This is a genomic window from Xanthomonas sp. NCPPB 2922 (assembly GCF_041520885.1).
Classification (GTDB): Bacteria; Pseudomonadota; Gammaproteobacteria; order Xanthomonadales; family Xanthomonadaceae; genus Xanthomonas; species Xanthomonas campestris.
In genome coordinates this window covers 1-17,303 of sequence record NZ_JBGOFY010000028.1, presented here as the reverse complement: position 1 = coordinate 17,303, position 17,303 = coordinate 1, and the positions used below count along the sequence as shown (strand labels likewise).

The 17,303-nt window shown below is 65.5% G+C and carries 17 protein-coding genes; 4 read left to right on the top strand and 13 right to left on the bottom strand.

What is annotated here, in order from left to right; genetic code table 11:
* Positions 1-178: 178 nt before the first annotated feature.
* Positions 179-679 carry a hypothetical protein gene (locus ACD584_RS20000; RefSeq protein WP_228438079.1) on the top strand — a complete coding sequence of 167 codons (501 nt, stop codon included), beginning with the start codon at positions 179-181 and terminating at the stop codon, positions 677-679.
* A 70-nt stretch (positions 680-749) separates the two neighbouring features.
* Here the strand turns inward: ACD584_RS20000 and ACD584_RS19995 are convergent, their stop codons facing one another.
* The 13 genes from ACD584_RS19995 to ACD584_RS19935 all read right to left on the bottom strand — a co-directional run bounded on the left by ACD584_RS19995 (position 750) and on the right by ACD584_RS19935 (position 13,246).
* Entirely contained in the window at positions 750-1,994 is a 1,245-nt protein-coding gene (locus tag ACD584_RS19995) for a glutamate-5-semialdehyde dehydrogenase (protein WP_076035650.1), read from the bottom strand.
* Positions 1,995-2,161: 167 nt separating this feature from the next.
* Positions 2,162-3,316, bottom strand: coding sequence for a glutamate 5-kinase (gene proB / locus ACD584_RS19990; RefSeq protein WP_076035649.1), 1,155 nt, complete (start codon positions 3,314-3,316; stop codon positions 2,162-2,164).
* A gap of 58 nt (positions 3,317-3,374) precedes the next feature.
* The gene (locus ACD584_RS19985) at positions 3,375-3,635 is read right to left on the bottom strand and encodes a YciI family protein (RefSeq protein WP_012438175.1); all 261 of its coding nucleotides are present in this window, start codon (positions 3,633-3,635) and stop codon (positions 3,375-3,377) included.
* Positions 3,635-4,042 (bottom strand): cupin domain-containing protein, encoded by a 408-nt coding sequence (locus ACD584_RS19980; protein ID WP_076035648.1) that lies wholly within the window; start codon positions 4,040-4,042, stop codon positions 3,635-3,637. Before ACD584_RS19980 ends, ACD584_RS19985 begins: the two co-directional genes overlap by 1 nt.
* Entirely contained in the window at positions 4,039-5,334 is a 1,296-nt protein-coding gene (locus ACD584_RS19975) for an argininosuccinate lyase (protein ID WP_076035647.1), read from the bottom strand. The genes ACD584_RS19980 and ACD584_RS19975 overlap by 4 nt, the downstream gene beginning before the upstream one ends.
* Positions 5,335-5,409: 75 nt before the next feature.
* The gene (gene argC, locus ACD584_RS19970) at positions 5,410-6,360 is read right to left on the bottom strand and encodes an N-acetyl-gamma-glutamyl-phosphate reductase (RefSeq protein ID WP_076035646.1); all 951 of its coding nucleotides are present in this window, start codon (positions 6,358-6,360) and stop codon (positions 5,410-5,412) included.
* Positions 6,357-6,968, bottom strand: a complete 612-nt coding sequence (locus ACD584_RS19965) for a GNAT family N-acetyltransferase (protein ID WP_076035645.1) — start codon at positions 6,966-6,968, stop codon at positions 6,357-6,359. Before ACD584_RS19965 ends, argC begins: the two co-directional genes overlap by 4 nt.
* A 5-nt stretch (positions 6,969-6,973) precedes the next feature.
* A complete protein-coding gene (locus ACD584_RS19960; RefSeq protein ID WP_076035644.1) occupies positions 6,974-8,317 on the bottom strand; it encodes an acetylglutamate kinase in 1,344 nt (447 codons plus the stop codon).
* Between the two features lie 48 nt (positions 8,318-8,365).
* Positions 8,366-9,466 (bottom strand): acetylornithine deacetylase, encoded by a 1,101-nt coding sequence (locus ACD584_RS19955; protein WP_076035643.1) that lies wholly within the window; start codon positions 9,464-9,466, stop codon positions 8,366-8,368.
* 244 nt (positions 9,467-9,710) lie between these two features.
* Entirely contained in the window at positions 9,711-10,904 is a 1,194-nt protein-coding gene (locus tag ACD584_RS19950) for an argininosuccinate synthase (RefSeq protein WP_011037391.1), read from the bottom strand.
* 30 nt (positions 10,905-10,934) lie between these two features.
* A complete protein-coding gene (locus tag ACD584_RS19945; protein WP_016944481.1) occupies positions 10,935-11,405 on the bottom strand; it encodes an OsmC family protein in 471 nt (156 codons plus the stop codon).
* A complete protein-coding gene (locus ACD584_RS19940; protein ID WP_076035642.1) occupies positions 11,402-12,421 on the bottom strand; it encodes an N-acetylornithine carbamoyltransferase in 1,020 nt (339 codons plus the stop codon). The genes ACD584_RS19945 and ACD584_RS19940 overlap by 4 nt, the downstream gene beginning before the upstream one ends.
* A gap of 309 nt (positions 12,422-12,730) precedes the next feature.
* The gene (locus ACD584_RS19935; RefSeq protein WP_029216968.1) at positions 12,731-13,246 is read right to left on the bottom strand and encodes a hypothetical protein; all 516 of its coding nucleotides are present in this window, start codon (positions 13,244-13,246) and stop codon (positions 12,731-12,733) included.
* A gap of 155 nt (positions 13,247-13,401) precedes the next feature.
* Here ACD584_RS19935 and cysS point away from each other — a divergent pair, with 155 nt between their 5' ends.
* The 3 genes from cysS (at position 13,402) to ACD584_RS19920 (ending at position 16,750) form a co-directional block, all read left to right on the top strand.
* Positions 13,402-14,769, top strand: a complete 1,368-nt coding sequence (gene cysS / locus ACD584_RS19930; protein WP_175611443.1) for a cysteine--tRNA ligase — start codon at positions 13,402-13,404, stop codon at positions 14,767-14,769.
* Positions 14,770-15,062: 293 nt separating this feature from the next.
* Positions 15,063-15,500: a SufE family protein gene (locus tag ACD584_RS19925; RefSeq protein ID WP_055826228.1), complete on the top strand. Its 438-nt coding sequence runs from the start codon at positions 15,063-15,065 to the stop codon at positions 15,498-15,500.
* Positions 15,497-16,750 (top strand): MFS transporter, encoded by a 1,254-nt coding sequence (locus ACD584_RS19920; protein ID WP_076035640.1) that lies wholly within the window; start codon positions 15,497-15,499, stop codon positions 16,748-16,750. The genes ACD584_RS19925 and ACD584_RS19920 overlap by 4 nt, the downstream gene beginning before the upstream one ends.
* Positions 16,751-17,303 lie beyond the last annotated feature (553 nt).

Sequence of the window (17,303 nt, the reverse complement as noted above, 5' to 3'; positions counted from 1 at the left end):
GCAGCAGCATGTCAACAGCCCCGACCAGACAAGTGGTGTGCTGGCAGGACTGAGCAGCATGAGCCCTAGCAGGAGTGTGAGCAGATCGTCTTTACGACAGCGTCCGCTCTCGCCGAGCCTCAGGGCTGTCAGCGAGGTCATGCAGTCCGTCAGGGCCCAGTACTACAAAGCGCCCCGCTTGAAATCGAGCAACAAAAAGAAAAACACTGGCTTCGAGGAGGCCGTTCGAATCCACAGGGCGACTGCAGAGATCGCCCGGATGCGACAGCAGGTGGATGACTTGGAAGAGGATGTGGTGTCGGCGGCCACGGATGGGAACGCGCACAACTGCGGTGAACTGGCGACCCTGGCCGTCCACTATTTGCAGCAAGATCACAACCAGATCGCACGCCTTGCCTTCTTCAATGGAACAGCGCACACCGCCGCGATCGTCGGCCCAGTGCCAGGCGCAGGCACCTTGCCTTCAGACATGACAGATTGGGACGCGGACATCTATGTGTGCGACCCCTGGTGCAATATCGCCTGCAGGGCAAACGACTATCCCGCCGAGTTCAAAGAAAAGATGGAAAAGTGGGACCGCGCCGGGAAACAGGTGTGGCTGTCAGGAACTGGCTTCGTTTCCCCAACAAGCGATGAATGGATAAGCACAGTGCTTGGAGGAGAAAAGAAGGCCACATGATCGAGTCGATGTCGGCAAGTGGCGCTGCACTGCACAGCGCCACACGAGTGCACAGGCAACGCATGCCATTTCAGTGGCGCACCTGCCCCTCTCCACGCACCACAAAGCGCTCCACCGTGAGCGCTTCCAGGCCCATCGGGCCATAGGAATGCAGACGCGTGGTGGAGATGCCGATTTCGGCGCCCAGGCCAAGCTCGCCACCGTCGGAAAAACGCGAGGACGCGTTGACCATGACCACTGCCGAGCGCAGCGATTGCACGAATAGTTCGGCATTGGCGTTGCTCTGCGTGGCGATCACTTCGGTGTGGTCCGAGCCGTACTGGCGAATATGCGCAAGCGCGGTGTCCAGATCCGGCACCACGCGGATCGCCAGGATCAGATCGAGGAATTCGGCGGCATAGTCGTCATCGCTGGCAGGCGCGACATCGGGCAGCAGCGCACCCGTTGCCGCATCGCCACGCAACTCCACATGGCGTTCGCGCAACGCTTGCGCGGCGGCCGGCAGAAAACGCTCGGCGATGTCTGCATGCACCAGCAAGGTCTCCAGCGAATTGCAGGCCGACGGTCGGCTGGCCTTGCCATCGACCAACAGACGCACGGCCAGGTCCACGTCCGCCGACGCATCTACAAACAGATGGCACACGCCCTTGTAATGCTTGATCACCGGCACGCGTGCGTGTTCGGCAACAAAACGGATCAGGCCCTCGCCACCGCGCGGAATCGCCAGATCGACGATATCGCTGAGTTGCAGCAGCTCCAGCATGGTTTCGCGGCGCAGATCCTCGACCAGCGTCAACGCGGCCTCGGGCACATTGGCCTCACGCAATGCGCGCTGCAGTGCGCGCGCAATCGCGGTGTTGGAGTGAATCGCCTCCGAGCCACCACGCAGGATCACCCCGTTGCCAGCCTTGATGCACAGCGCTGCGGCGTCCGCGGTCACGTTCGGGCGCGCCTCGTAGATCATTGCGATCACCCCCAGCGGCACGCGCACCTTCTGCACGACGATGCCATTGGGGCGCACATCTTCGCGCGTGATCTGCCCAACCGGATCCGGCAACTGCGCAACCTCGCGCAACGCCGCGGCGATACCGTCCAGTCGCTTGGAATCCAGCGCCAGACGATCGAGCATCGCAGTGCCCACGCCCTTCTCACGCGCCGCCTCCAGATCGCGCGCATTCGCCGCCAGGATCAACGCCGCATCGTGTTCCAGCGCAGCGGCCATCGCCTCCAGCAAGGCCTGCTTGGCAGACGACGACAGTTGCGACAGCACGTGCGCAGCATCACGGCATTGCAGGGCGAGGGTTTTGATGGTCATTGAGGGGCCGGGATTGGGGGAGTCGGGATTGGGGATTGGGGATTGGCAAAGCAGGCGACACCGTTTTATCACCACAAGGGAATCAGTCGGTGGGACACAGAGGCAACGTTTGGGAAACGCAGTACATATGTTTTTGCGAATCCCCAATCCCGACTCCCCAATCCCCGCTACAACAGCACCAGATCATCGCGATGCACCACATTCTCGCCATAGCTGTAACCGAGCACGGGCTCGATCTCGCGCGAATGGCGGCAGGCGATGCGGCGGATATCCACTGCCGAATACTGGCTGACGCCGCGCGCCAGGCAGCGTTCGCCATCGGCGTCGCGCAGACGGATCTCCACCATGTCGCCGCGACGGAAATCGCCTTGAGCAGTGGCCACACCGCCCGGTAACAGCGATGCGCCCTTGCCGGTCAGCGCCGCAGCGGCGCCGGCATCGATCAGGATCGCGCCCGGCTCCACCGGTGCATGGCGCAGCCAGTACTTGCGGGCGGCAATGCGCGTGCGTGCGGGGTGGATGCGCGTGCCACGCAGGCGATCCTGCGCAAGCCCCCGCACCACCTCGCTGCTGCGGCCATTGAACAGATAGGTTTCGATACCGGCGGCACCGGCTTTTGCGGCGGCTTCCAGTTTGGTGCGCATGCCGCCGGTGCCCACGCTGCTGCCGCTGCCGCCGGCCATCGCCAGCACCTCGGCGGTGAGTTCGGACACCTCATCGAGAGGACGCGCCAATGGATTGCTGCGCGGGTCGGCGCTGTACAAGCCATCGATATCGGTGGCGATAAACAACGCATCGGCATCGACCAGCGCGGCCACGATCGCGGCCAGATTGTCGTTATCGCCCAGCTTGAGCTCATCCACCGAGACGGTGTCGTTTTCGTTGATCACCGGCAATGCGCCCAGCCGCAACAGTTCGCCCAGCGTGGCGCGCGCATTGAGGTAACGGCGGCGGTTGCGCAGGTCGTCGTGGGTGAGCAGCACCTGCGCCACCGGGCGCTCGAAAAAGCGCTGCCACAACGCGATCAACTGCGCCTGGCCCAGCGCGGCCAGTGCCTGGCGCGCAGCGATGGCGGCGCCAGCTTCGGCTGCCTTGGGCAGGATGGCGCGCCCGGCCGCCACCGCGCCGGACGAGACGATCACCACTTCGCGCCCCGCCGCCAGATTGGCCGATACAAACTGCGCCAGGCCCAGCGCAAACCGCGGCGACAGGCCGCCGCCATCGGCCGCCAGCAGGCTGCTGCCGACCTTGAGCACTGCGCGCCGCCACGGCGGCAGCACCTGCTCGGTAAACAGCGAGGTCGCGACGACCGGCTGGGTCATGGCCGTGCCCTAGTGATTGCGGCAGCGATCACCACGTGTGCCACGCGGATGTGCAGCCTCACTGCGCGTTCCATTCGTACACCGTCAGCGTGGAGGCACCGCGCACGGCCAGGGGATCCTGCGCCACGATCTGCTGCGCCTGCGCCAGACCCTCGACATTGATCAATACGTACGCGCCACCGCTGCCGTCGCTGAAGCCCCCGGTCAACTCCAGTTGCCCGGCGGCTCGCAGCGCATCCAGAAAATCGCGATGCGGCTGCACCACATCGGCCGGAAAGTCGGGCTGGCGCATCGCCAGGACCAGATAGCGCGTGGCCATCAGTCGGCCTCCGTTGACGCGGCGCCCGGTGCCACCACGGCGGCGGTGGCCACTGGTGTGCTCGCGGCGGTCGTAAGCTCGGCCTTGCCATGCGGCGTGGAAATCACCAGGAACCGCGCCTGCTCGTCGGACAGGTTGTGCATCTGATGGGTCGAGCCGGGCGTCACATGCAGGCCCTGGCCCACCTTGAGCACGTGCTGCTCGCCATCCACCTGCAACATCACCTCGCCGGCGAGTACATAGAAAAAATGCCGTGCACGGCTATGACGGTGGCGTTGCTCCATCGCGCCGGGCGGCATGTGCTCTTCGAGCACGCTCAGCCCCGGGTCGCGCAGCAGGTGCCAGCCATCGCAGGCCTCGCCCCAGGGATAGTGCTCGGCGGTGTCGGCACTGAGGGTCGGGATCACTGCAGCGCCTCCCAGCGGGCGCGCAGCACATCCAGCTGCAGGTCGGCCGCCGCACCGGGCGACACGCGTGCGGCCAGGCTGCCTTCCGGTGTGCGTCCCTGCCCTGCGCTGTCAGACGCGGCGGCGGCCGCCTTGTAGGCATCGCGGAACGGCACCCCGGCCACGGCGGCTTCCACCGCCACATCGGTGGCGTACATGCCCGAATCGATCGCCGCGCGCAGCTTGTCCGGCCGCCATTCCAGGTTGGCCAGCAAGGCCGGCAACAGCTCCAGCGCGGCCAGGCCGCGCGCAAAGCCGTGCACGATCGCGCCCTTGCTGCTCTGCAGATCGCGGTGGTAGCCGGACGGCAGCGACAGCAGCTGTTCGATCTCGGTGCGCGCCGCTGCCACGCTGGCGTGGGTGGCGCGCATCAGTTCGATGACATCGGGGTTGCGCTTGTTCGGCATGATCGAACTGCCGGTGGTGTACTGCGCCGGCAGCGCGACAAAGGCGAACTCGCCGCTGGTGAACAACGACAGATCCCAGGCAATCCGGCGCAGGTCCAGCGTTGCGCCACCCAGCGCTTCCAGTGCAGCCAGCTCGAACTTGCCGCGCGAGAGCTGTGCGTAGATGGGCGAGACCTGCAGGCGCGCGAAGCCTAGCTCGGCGGTGGTATGCGCACGGTCCAGCGGCAGATTGACGCCATAACCGGCCGCAGTGCCCAGCGGGTTGGCGTCGACCAGCTTGAAGGTGTCGTTGGCGCGCACGGCGTTGTCGATGAAGGCCTCGGCCCACCCCGCCCACCACATGCCGGCCGAGGACACCACCGCACGCTGGATGTGCGTGTAGCCGGGCACCGGTAGCTCGGCTTCGGCCTGTGCGCGGTCCAGCGCCACCTTGGCCACCTCGGTGCTGAGCGCGGCCACGCGCTGCAGCTTGTCCTTCAACCATAGCCGCGTGGCCACCAGGATCTGGTCGTTGCGGCTGCGGCCGGTGTGGATCTTGCGGCCGGCATCGCCCAGGCGTTCAGTCAGCCGCGCTTCGATGGCCGAATGGCAATCCTCGTACTGCGCATCGAGCACGAATGCGCCGCTACGGAAGTCGCCGGCCAGCAGATCCAGCTGCTCGCTCAGCCCGCCCAGTTCCTCCAGCGACAGGATGCCGATGTGCTGCAGCCCCTGCGCATGCGCCTTGCTGGCCGCGATGTCGTACAGGAAGAACTCGCGGTCCAGGATGACGTCATCGCCGGCCAGGAAGGTCTGGATCTTGGCGTCCACCGCCACGCCGGGTTTTTGCCACAACAGATTGGTCATCGGAAAGCGTCTCGAAATAAGTCGTCCAATAGAATCCCCGCAGATGGATGTGCGGGCTTGTGCGAGGGACGCGCATCAACCAATTGCGGTCAATTCGTCCCAGCCCAGCGCCAGGTTGAGGTTCTGCATGGCCTGCGTGGCCGCACCCTTGAGCAGGTTGTCCAGCGTTGCCACCACCACCACGCGCTTGTTGCCCGGCGCCATGGTGAACCCACCGATCTGCACGCCATGGGTGCCGGCGATACGGCTCACCCACGGCGCCTCGTCCACGATCTCGATCAAGGGCTCATGCGCATACCGCTCCAGGTAGCGTGCGTGGATCTGTTCGCGCGTCAACGGCTGCTGCAGCCACAGGTTCACGGTCATGGTGATGCCGCGGAAATGCGGCGCCACATGCGGCATGAATTCCACCGGCACGCCGAGCTGCGCGGAGACTTCGCGCTCGTGCATGTGGTTGGTCAGCGCATATGGCATCAGGTTGTCGGCCAGCAACGCGGGATTGTTCTTGTCTGAAGGCGTGGTGCCCGCACCGGAATAGCCGGAGACGCCAAAGCACTGCGGCGGCCCTGCCAGTTGCTCGCGCAGCGGCGTGATCGCCAGCTGCATGGCCGTGGCATAGCAGCCGGGATTGCTGATGCGGCGCTGCCCGGCGTAGGTGTGGCGGGTAAGCTCCGGCAAGCCGTAATACCAGGCCGGATCGAAGCGGTAGTCGGCCGACAGGTCGATCAGCAACGTCTGCGGCCGGTTGGCATCGATGGCCGCCGCGAAGGGCTCGGCCTTGCCGTTGGGCAATGCCAGGATCACCACGTCCGCGGCCTTGGCAGCCACCGCGTCGGCGTCCAGGCTTTCATAGCGCAGCTCGCCCTGATAGCCATCGCTGTGCTCGGCCACGCGCTGGCCGGCGAGCTCGCGCGAGGACACGAACACCAGCTGCAACTGCGGGTGTGCGGCAATCAGCTTGATCAGCTCCGCGCCGGTATGGCCGCGTGCGCCCACAATGCCGATGGTGGTTGGTTGAACAGTCATGCGTGTGCGTCCAGGCGGAACTGCAGGTGGCGTTTCACCCCGGCCCATTCCGCATTGATGATGGAAAACACCACGGTGTCGCGTGGCGTGCCGTCGGCGTGGCGCGTGTGATTGCGCAGCACCCCGTCCTGCTTTGCACCCAGCCGCGCGATGGCCGCGCGCGAGGTGTGATTGAACCAGCTGGTCTCGAACACCACACTCAGGCAGCCGAGCGTTTCAAAGGCATGCCCAAGCAGCAGACGTTTTGCCTCGGTATTGAGGCCGGTGCGCTGCACCCGCGGCGCGTACCAGGTGTAGCCGATCGACAGCTTCGGCACCGACGCATCCAGTGCGTAGTAGCGCGTGCTGCCGGCGATCTCGCCCGCCGCATCGCGCACCACGAACGGCAGCGCAGTGCCGTCCGCCTGCGCTGCCAACGCGGCGGCGATGTAGTCATCGACTTGCGCAGCACTGGGCACGCTGGTGTACCACAGGCGCGACAACGCGCCATCGGCCACTGCCGCGCGCAAGCCATCGGCGTGGGCAGCGCGCAATGGCTCCAGCGTGACGTGCTGGCCGCGCAAGGTGGGCACCTCGCGCCAGAGCGTTTGCGATGCGGCGGCCGCCATTGCACTCACCCCAGCAAGGTGGGTTGACGCGTCGCGCAATGCGCCACGCAGTGCTGGATCTGCTCGAAGTTCTCCAGCCCGTACCAGAACACCTTCCACTTTTCCTGCTTGATGCAGCCGTCGGATTCGGCGTAGTAGAAGATGTTGACCTGGTTGTTGTGACGCGAGCGCCAGAACAGCTGCGGGGTTTCTTCGCGCATCACGTTCCAGACCGCACGGCCCAGGCCTTCGCCCTGCGCGTCGTCGAGCACGGCGAACTTGTCCAGATAGGTCAAGGTGCTCTCGCCCAGCATGCCTTCATCGGTGAGGATCACCGCGGCGCGGTAGTTCTCGCTGACGTAGGCACGCAGTAGCTTGGTGTTGCTGAAATAGTCCGGCACCAACGTGCGGCCGAAGCTGGACTCGATCAGCGAGGTGAGCCGCGGCAGATCCAGTTCGTCCCACGAGGTCGCGCGCAGTACGCGCTCGCCACGCCGCACCAACGTGCCGGAACCCTTGTGGGTGAACAGTTCCTTGGCCAGATCCGCCGGCCGGGTGATCGACACCGACGATTCCAGCGGCAGCCGATCGAGCAGATCCTTGATCTGTTCGATCTTCACCCGCATGCCGCCGTTGATCCACGGCTGCTGCATCAGATGGTCGTATTCGGTGGACAGGTTGATCGAGTCGATCAGCTTGCCGTCGGCATCCAGCAAGCCGCCGGTGCCGGTGAGGAAGATGATCTTGTACGGCTGCAGTTCCTGCACCAGTTCGTTGGCGGCAAAATCGGCGTTGACGTTGAGGATCTGCCCGCTCGGGGTTTCGCCCAGGCTGGTGATCACCGGGATCGAACCGGCCTGCAGGCTGGCCTCGATCGGCGCCAGGTTCACTGCCTTGACCTCGCCGACCAGGCCGTAGGTGTCGCGATCCAGATATTCGGCTTCAAAGACGCCGCCGGTGATCGACGTCGCACGCGCGCCGTTCTGCTGCAGCGCTTCCACCAGCTTGAGGTTGGAGGCCTGAAACACCTTGCGCACAATTGCCAGGGCTTGCGGCGAGGTCACGCGCAGGCCGTTGACGGTCTGCTTTTCGATGCCGGCGGCCGAGAGTTCGGCATCCAGCTGCGGGCCCGCGCCGTGCAGCACGATCGGGGTGAGCCCTACTTCCTGCAGGAACGACAACGACGAGGTCAGCGCCTCCAGGTCGTCGCGCAACACCGCGCCGCCCACCTTGACCACCGCAAAGCGCTTGGCGTCCAGCTGCGAGAAACGCTTCAGGTACTGGCTGATCTCCTTCGCGCTGGCCATGCTCGAAAGCAGGCGCACGATGGTCTGGCGGGTCTGTTTGTGGGGCTGTGCAGGAAGGGACATTGCGGTGATCGTTGGGAGGAATGGCCGCGCCAGGCGCGGAACGCAGGCTCAGTGCGAGCCGTTGATGATGCGGTTGACCGACTCGGCGTAGCGCTGCAACTGCACCAGCGTCACGAACTCGTCGGCGGTGTGCGCCTGGGCGATATCGCCCGGGCCATAAACCAGTGCGGTGTAGCCGCCGGCCGAAAACAGCGAGGCCTCGGTCCAGAAGTCCACCGCATTGCCGATCGGCAGGTCCAGCGCGTCGGCCACATCGCGCGCCGCCAGGCGACGCTCTTCGGCACGTGCGATGTCGCCCGATGGCAGGCTGGGGCCGCGAAAGGTTTCTTCGAAATGCGCCGCAGCCGGATCGGCAAACCCGGCAAAGGTCGCCAACAGGCCATCCACATCCATGGACGGCAGCGGCCGGAAGCCAAAGCGCAGTTCGGCCGCCGGCGCGATCATGTTGGCCTTGATGCCGCCATCGACGCGGCCGATGTTGAAGCGTAATCCGGTCAGTCCGCCGAAACGGGCGTGCGCCAGCGACTCGACATGATCCAGCGCCTTGCCGCCCCAGCGCATCGCCTGATGCAGCGCGCTGGCAGCCGGATCCTGCTTGCCGGACGCATGCCCGGCACGGCCAGCAAAGCGCATCAGCACCGAGCTGATGCCGCGATGCGCCAGCACCGCCTCGCCCATGGTCGGCTCGGCCACCAGCACGGCGTCATACGGCAAGCCACGCGCCAGAAACGCCGCGATGCAGCGCGGGTCATTGGCTTCTTCGTCGGACGAAAACAGAAACGCCGCATCGCCATCGCCGGCATTGGCGGCCGCCACCAACGCCGCGGCCGCGCCCTTGATGTCGCAGACGCCCAGGCCGATCACCCGGTCCTCGGTGCGCCGCATCACGTGCGGATCGGCGCTCCAGTGCGGCGAATCCGGCACCGTGTCCAGATGCACATTGAACAGGTACTTCGGCGTGCCACGCACCGCGTACAGGCTCACCGCCCCATCGCCATGATCGATCACTTCGACCTGGAAACCGGGCAACTGCGCACGCAGATAATCGAAGATGCCACCTTCGGCAGCGATCGCACGCGGCGGATTGCGGGTGTCGAAGGACACCAGCGTTTCCAGGTGCTCGACGGTGGCGGCGAGTAGATCGGTCATGTCTGTTTGATCAATGGTCCGAAGCGGCGGCTGGATGAAAGTGTGCAAAGCGCGGAGGCGCGCAAACGACTGGTAAATCTCATCGAAGCGATTCCTTCTCCCTCCGGGAAAAGGTGCCCCAGAAGGGGCAGATGAGGGTACGGGCGAAGCCTAGTGCACTGAACATCGCGAGAGCTTCGCTCCGTACCCTCACCCCAACCCCTCTCCCGAGGGGAGAGGGGCTTTGCCTACGTGCCGAGAAACCTCAGCGGTTGACCTGCGCGTACAGCGTAGAGCTCATACCGAACAGCTTGATGAAACCCTCGGCCTCTTCCACACCCCAGTCAGCCGACTGCGCGTAGGTCGCACCCTTGGCATTGAGCAGGTGCGGCGAACGCACCGCCACCGCATCGACGCGACCGCCACGGGTTTCCAGCGTGACTTCGCCATTGACCTTGGACTGCGACGACTTCAGGAACGCCTCGATATCGGTCTTGAGCGGGTCGTGGTAGAAGCCCTCGTACACCAGCTCCACCCACTTGCGCGCCACGTCCGGCTTGAAGCGGTTCTGCTGTTTGGTCAGCACCGCATCTTCCAGCGCACGGTGCGCGGTGAGCAGCGAGATCAGGCCCGGCGCTTCGAACACGATGCGGCCCTTCAGGCCGATCACGGTGTCGCCGGTGTACACGCCACGGCCCACGCCGTACTGCGCGAACAAGGTGTTGAGCTTGGCCAGGATCTGCGCACCTGGCAGGGCCTTGCCGTCCAGCGCCACGGCCTCGCCTTCGACAAACTTCAGCGTCACCGTCAACGCTTCGGTCGGCCACGCGCTACGCGGTGCACACCAGCCGCGTGCGCCTTCGCCCGGTGCTTCCCAGCGATCGATCTCGCCGCCGGACATGGTCACGCCCAGCAGGTTCTCGTTGATGGTGTAGGCCTTCTGCTTGGCACGCACGCCGAAGCCGCGCTCTTCCAGGTACTTCTGTTCGTAGGCGCGGGTCTGGGTGTGCTCTTTCTGGATCTCGCGAATCGGCGCCACAATCTGGTAGTCGCCCAACGCCTTTACCGCCAGGTCGAAACGCACCTGATCGTTGCCCATGCCGGTGCAGCCGTGCGCGATGATCCGCGTGCCCAGTTCTTCGGCGCGCTTGAGCGCGGCATCGACGATCAGGTAACGGTCGGACACCAGCAACGGGTACTGGCCCTGGTAGCCCTCGCCGGCCCACACGAACGGCTTGACGAAGCCTTCCCAGATCGCCGGGCCGCCATCGACGGTGACATGGCTGGCGGCGCCCAGCTCGGCGGCGCGCTTCTCGATGAAATCGCGTTCTTCGGCATCCACACCGCCGGTATCGGCGAACACGGTGTGCACGGCATAGCCGCGCTCCTGCAGGTATGGAATGCAGAAGCTGGTGTCGAGGCCACCGGAGAAAGCGAGGACGATATCTTTGCTGCTCATGACGAAGTTCCTGGGGGCAAGGGAGAAAAGTTAGTCCGTCACCACGATGCGCGGTTCGCAGCGCACCGGGAAGTTGACCGAATTGGCGATGAAACAGGCTTGATGCGCGAGATGATGCAGGGCGTCCGCGGTGGCGGGGTCGCCCGCGGAAATGGTCACCGTGGGCTTGAGCACCACCTCGCTGAAACGGCCGCTGTCAGCGTCGGTGAACATGCTGCCGATCGCATCGTCGACATAGCCGCGCACCACGATGCCGGACTCGGCAGCCAGGTGCAGGTACCACAGCATGTGGCAGGCCGATAGCGACGACACCAGCAGGTCCTCGGGATTGTGCAGACCCGCGTCGCCGCGAAACAGCGGGTCCGACGACCCGACGATCGGCGGCTTGCCGGCGATGGCAATCTCGTGCTCGCGGCCGTAGCTGCGATAGCTGTGCGTGCCCTGCCCGCGGTCACCGGTCCAGGTGACACGGGCGGCATAACGATGCGTGTGGTGGCTCACGGGCGGTTCTGACCCACCAGCGCTGCCATGATCGCCTTCTGCACATGCAGACGGTTTTCGGCCTCGTCGATTGCGATGCAGTTGGGCGAATCCATCACCGCATCGGTGGCCTTGACGTTGCGACGCAGCGGCAGGCAGTGCGAAAACACGCCGTTGTTGGTCAGCGCCATCTTGCGTTCGTCGACGATGAAATGCTGGTACTGGTCGCGGATCGGCTTTTCCGGCTCCCAGTTGCCGAAGAACGGCAATGCGCCCCAGCTCTTGGCGTACACCACATCGGCGCCGGCATAGGCACTGTCGATGTCGTGGCTGACCTGCAGCGAGCCACCGCTTTCGGCCACGTTCTGCGCCGCCCAGTCCATGTAGCGCTCGTCCAGGATGTAGTCCGGGGTCGGGCACAGCAGGGTCACGTCCATGCCCATGCGCGTGGCGATGGTCAGTGCCGAATTGGCTACCGCGGTGTTCAACGGCTTGGGATGGTAGGTCCAGGTCAACACGTACTTCTTGCCGCGCAGGTCCGGGGTGCCGAAATGCTCCTGCAGCGCCAGCGCGTGCGCCAGCTCCTGGCACGGGTGGGTAATGGTCTCCATGTTGATCACCGGCACCGGCGAATACTTGGCAAAGCTCTTGAGCACCTGGTCTTCGCGGTCCTTGGACCAGTCAACGAACTTCGGGAACGCACGCACGCCGATCAGGTCGACGTAGCGCCCCAGCACGCGCGCCACCTCGGCGATGTGCTCCTCGGTATCGCCGTCCATCACCGTGCCCAGGTTGAATTCGATCGGCCACGCATCCTTGCCCGGCTGCAGCACCACCGCATGCCCACCCAGCTGGAACGCGCCCAGCTCGAAGCTGGTGCGGGTACGCATGGACGGGTTGAAGAACACCAGCGCGATCGACTTGCCCTTCAGCTCGCTTCCCAGCTTGTTGCGTTTGAACAACGCGGCCTGGGTCAACAGCGCATCCAGTTCGGCGCGGCTCCAGTCCTGGGTGTTCAAGAAGTGCTTCAGTGACATCGATCGATCCTTTGCTGCGTACTTCTGCTGCGTGGTCCGCCGCGAGCGACGGGTTGCGCGGAATGCGCGGTTCTTGCGAGTGAAACTTTTCCCGGGCCCGAAACGAAAAAACCCAGCCGCGGGCTGGGTTTTCGAAACAGGCAGCAAAACGCTCCGGTTACCCAGCGAAAATGTGGGATTCCGGTCGGCGGGCACGCGACGTCATGCCGGAGGCCATCCGGGCGGCGCTGGTGTCGTGCTGAAAGGCGTTTGCGTGCATAGGGCGCGAATCCTCGCACGCATGCGGGCACGGCGCAACCGCCGCGGGCCTCATCGCGGCGGCGCGACGATGGCGTCGGGAATGTACGGGGTCACCGAGACCCGGATCCGCAGCCGGTTGCCCGGGTCTTCCGGCAGCCGGGAACGGTATTTGGTGCCCTTGTAGACGTAGTCCACGTCGAAGGCGATCGGCCGGCGGAACTCGCGCGGCACTTCCACCACCTTGCAGTTGCGCCGCGTGCTGGTCGGCGGCACCGCCGCCGGGGTGGCCGGCTCGGGCTGGCGCGAGAACATTTCCTTGACCGAATCCATCATTCGGTTGATGCGGCCTTCGCCGGACTCGACGGGCGCGGTGGCCACCGCAGCGGCCTGCTCGGCCTCGCACTGCTCTTCGATGCGGGTGGCGCGCAATGTCTGGTAGACCGGCTCCACGTTAAGCACCTGGGCATAGTCCAGCTTGACGTTTTCGATCACGACCACCCGGTTTTTCACGTCGGGCTCTGCCGCCTGCACCGGCAATGCCTGCCAGGCCAGCACACACAGCATGGAGAACGGGAGAAGTCGCATCAGGACCAAGGAGGCGGAGCAGAGCAATACGTAAGTGTATGGAGCTTGCGAGACCTTGGGCTGAACGCAGCCCATCCGTTGCCATCGCTTGTCTGCCGGTTCGCCGCATCGCCGCGACCGGCTAGAATCGCCCAGTTACCCTCGCCAAGATGCCGATGAGCCTGCGACTGCACAACAACCTGACGCGGCGGGTCGAGCCGTTCGCACCGCTCGATCCGTCCAGCCCCACCCTGTATGTGTGCGGGCCCACGGTCTACAACTATGCGCATATCGGCAATGCGCGTGGCCCGGTGGTGTTCGATGTGCTGGCGGCGCTGCTGCGCCGGCGCTATGGCGCACTGCGCTACGCACGCAACATCACCGACGTGGACGACAAGATCAACGCCGCCGCCCAGGCCCAGGGGGTGCCGATCTCGACCATCACTGACCGCTTCGCGGCGATCTACCGCCAGGACATGGCCGCGCTCGGTGTGGTACCGCCGGATATCGAGCCGGAGGCCACCGCGCACATCCCGCAGATCGTGGCGATGATCGAACAGCTGATCGCCAGCGCGCATGCCTATGCCGCCGAAGGCCATGTGCTGTTCGCGGTGGCCAGCTTTGCCGACTACGGCAAGCTGTCACGCCGCGATCCCGATGAAATGCTGGCCGGCGCACGCGTCGATGTGGCGCCCTACAAGCGCAACCCTGGCGACTTCGTGCTGTGGAAGCCCTCCAGCGACGACCTGCCCGGCTGGGACTCGCCGTGGGGCCGCGGCCGCCCCGGCTGGCATATCGAATGCTCGGCAATGGCCGCCGCGCATCTCGGGCCGACCATCGACATCCACGCCGGCGGCGTGGACCTGCAGTTCCCGCATCACGAAAACGAAATTGCGCAGAGCGAGTGCGCCCACGGCGGCGCCGTCTTCGCACGGTTCTGGTTGCACAACGGCATGCTCAACTTCAGCGGCGCCAAGATGAGCAAGTCGCTGGGCAACATCGAGACCGTGCACGACCTGATCGCCAAGCACCCGCCCGAAGCGCTGCGTTATGCGTTGTTGAGCGCGCACTACCGGCAACCGCTGGACTGGTCCGATGGCTTGATCGAACAGGCCAAGAACACCCTGGACCGGTTGTATGGCACGCTGCGCGACCTGCATGACGTGGCTGCAAGCGCGGTGATCCCCGCACCGGTCGAGGCCGCGCTGGACGACGACCTCAACACGCCGCAGGCGCTGGCCGAAGTGGCGCGCATCGCCGGCGAGGCACGCAAGGCCAATGACGCCGCCGACCGGGCCCGGTTGAAGGCCGAGCTGCTCGGTGCGGGCCTCGCGTTGGGGCTGCTGCAGCAGGAACCGGCCGCGTGGTTTTCGCGTGGTGCCGACGCCGGCGACGATGCCCGTATCGCCGCCCTGGTCGACGAACGCAGCGCGGCGAAAAAAGCCAAGGATTTCGCCCGCGCCGATGCCATCCGCAAGCAACTGGCCGACGAAGGCATCGTGCTGGAAGACACCCCACAAGGCTTGCGCTGGAAGCGTGCATGACTTTATTCCCTTCTCCCTCCGGGAGAAGGTGCCCCGCAGGGGCGGATGAGGGTGCGAGCGAAGCCACGTGCATCGATTTTTTTGAGGTAAGAGCGAAGCCACCCGCATCGAACTCCAGCGAAGCTTCGCCCGTACCCTCACCCCAACCCCCGCTCCGCGCCCCGGCCCGCGCTGGCGGCGCGGGCGCTCCAAGGCACGCGCGCCAGTGGCGCGCAAACCGCGCCTTCTCGCCCCGGAGGGAGAGGGGCTTTGACCGAACGACCCTGGATTTTGCGAATGATTCTGGAATTTTGATGACCACCACCCCCTTCCCGCTAGAACCCACCGCCGTCGAAGCGCAGGCCACCATCGCCGAGGAATTTTCCTTCTTCGGCGATTGGTCCGAGCGCTACCAGTACCTGATCGATCTGGGCCGCAAGTTGCCCACTTTCCCGGAACAGTGGAAGACCGAAGAACACCGTCTGCATGGTTGCCAGTCGATGGTGTGGATCGTGCCGGAGGGCAATGCCGAGCGCCTGGACTTCCACGCCATCAGCGACTCGGCGATCGTCTCCGGGCTGATCTATCTCGCCTTGCGCGTGTACTCGGGGCGTAGCGCGCAGGAGATCCTGGCCACCGAGCCGGACTACATCGCCGGCATCGGCCTGGCCAAGCATCTGTCGCCGACCCGCAGCAACGGCGTGGCCGCGATGCTGGCCTTCATTCGCGACACCGCCCGCGCCCAGCAGTGAGCACGCCCACGCCTCCCTCGCCCGCGGCCTCGCTGCGCACGCTGTTCGCCCATCCCGGCTTCGGCCTGGTGCTGCTGTATCGCGTGGCGGCGATGTTGTCGTATCAGATCGTCGCGGTCACGGTCGGCTGGCATATCTACGAAATCACCCGCAATCCGCTCTCGCTCGGGCTGATCGGCCTGGCGGAGATCCTGCCGTTCTTCTGCATCGCGCCGTTTGCCGGCTATCTGGTCGATCATCTGCCGCGCCGCCGCCTGGGCATGGTCGCAGTGCTGGGCCTGGTCGCCACCGCACTGCTGCTGTTGGCGATTACGCATGGCTGGCTGCCGGTACAAGGCGTGTGGCCGATCTATGCAGCCATCGCGCTGACCGGCGCGGCGCGCTCGTTCCTGTCGCCGGTCTATAACGCACTGTTCGCACGGGCGCTGCCGCGCGAGGCCTTCGCGCGCGGCGCCAGCATCGGCAGCGTGACCTTCCAGGCCGGCATGGTGATCGGCCCGGCGCTGGGCGGCGTGCTGGTCGCCTGGGGTGGCAAGGGCCTGGCCTATGGCGTAGCGGCAAGCGTGGCGCTGGTGGCCATCCTGGCGCTGTTCCTGCTGCGCGTGACCGAGCCGGTCAACGCGGGCCCGCGTGCACCGATCTTCCGCAGCATTGCCGAAGGCGCGCAGTTCGTGTTGTCCAACCAGATCATGCTCGGCGCGATGGCGCTGGACATGTTCTCGGTGCTGCTCGGCGGTGCGGTGTCGATGCTGCCGGCCTTCATTCACGACATACTGCACTACGGGCCGGAAGGGCTGGGCATCCTGCGCGGCGCACCTGCGCTGGGCTCGATCCTGGTCGGCGTATGGCTGGCGCGGCACCCGCTGCAGCGCAACGCCGGGCGCATCCTGCTGCTGTCGGTGGCCGGGTTCGGGCTGTGCACGATCGCCTTCGGCCTGTCGCGCCACTTCTGGCTGTCGGCGGCGATCCTGCTGGCCTACGGCATGTGCGACGGCGTGTCGGTGGTGGTGCGGCAAACCATCCTGCAGCTCGCCACGCCGGACGCGATGCGCGGCCGGGTGTCATCGATCAACGGCATTTTCATCGGCTCGTCCAACGAGCTGGGCGCGTTCTACGACGGGGTGATGGCGCGGCTGGTCGGCCTGGTGCCGGCGGTGGTGATCGGTGGCTGCGTGACCCTGGGCGTGGTGGCGACCACTGCGTGGAAGGCGCCGAAATTGCGCAAGCTGGATCTGCGCGATCTGCAGTAGCCGCTACATGCAGCGTGGTCGGGTTTGCGTGCGCCTGCTCGCGAATTTAGGGCAGCACTTACGGTCGTGCGAACAGCCGCTACTAGCAACGCTTAGCGCCGCTGGCGCCGCATGGAGAGCCACCAAGACAGCAGCGTAGCGCAACTACCGCGGCCGCTTCTTGGCGATCCGTAGATTGGCCAACGTCTCGATCAACGCATGCCCCACGTAGGAGCGCGCTCGCGCGAGGGCATTCCCGGGAACGCCTCTCGCGCGCAAGCGCGCTCCTACAAGGGCGTTGCTGTCGCGTGTGAGGCGATGCGTGTGCGACTGCTGCACAACGCGCTGCACATCCGCCTCTGGGTCGTGCTTGCAATAGCCGCTGCAGCCCGCGTACTCAACGTGGCCGAGAGTGTGCGCCGCCGATCGCGGAAGTAGGCGGCACATGCACGGCCGCCTGGACAGCCGCCGCGATCACAGCGCGGCGCGAACTACCGCCCCCGCTTCTTGGCGATCCATACATTAAGCTGACGTTTCGATCAACGCATGCCCACGTAGGAGCGCGCTTGCGCGC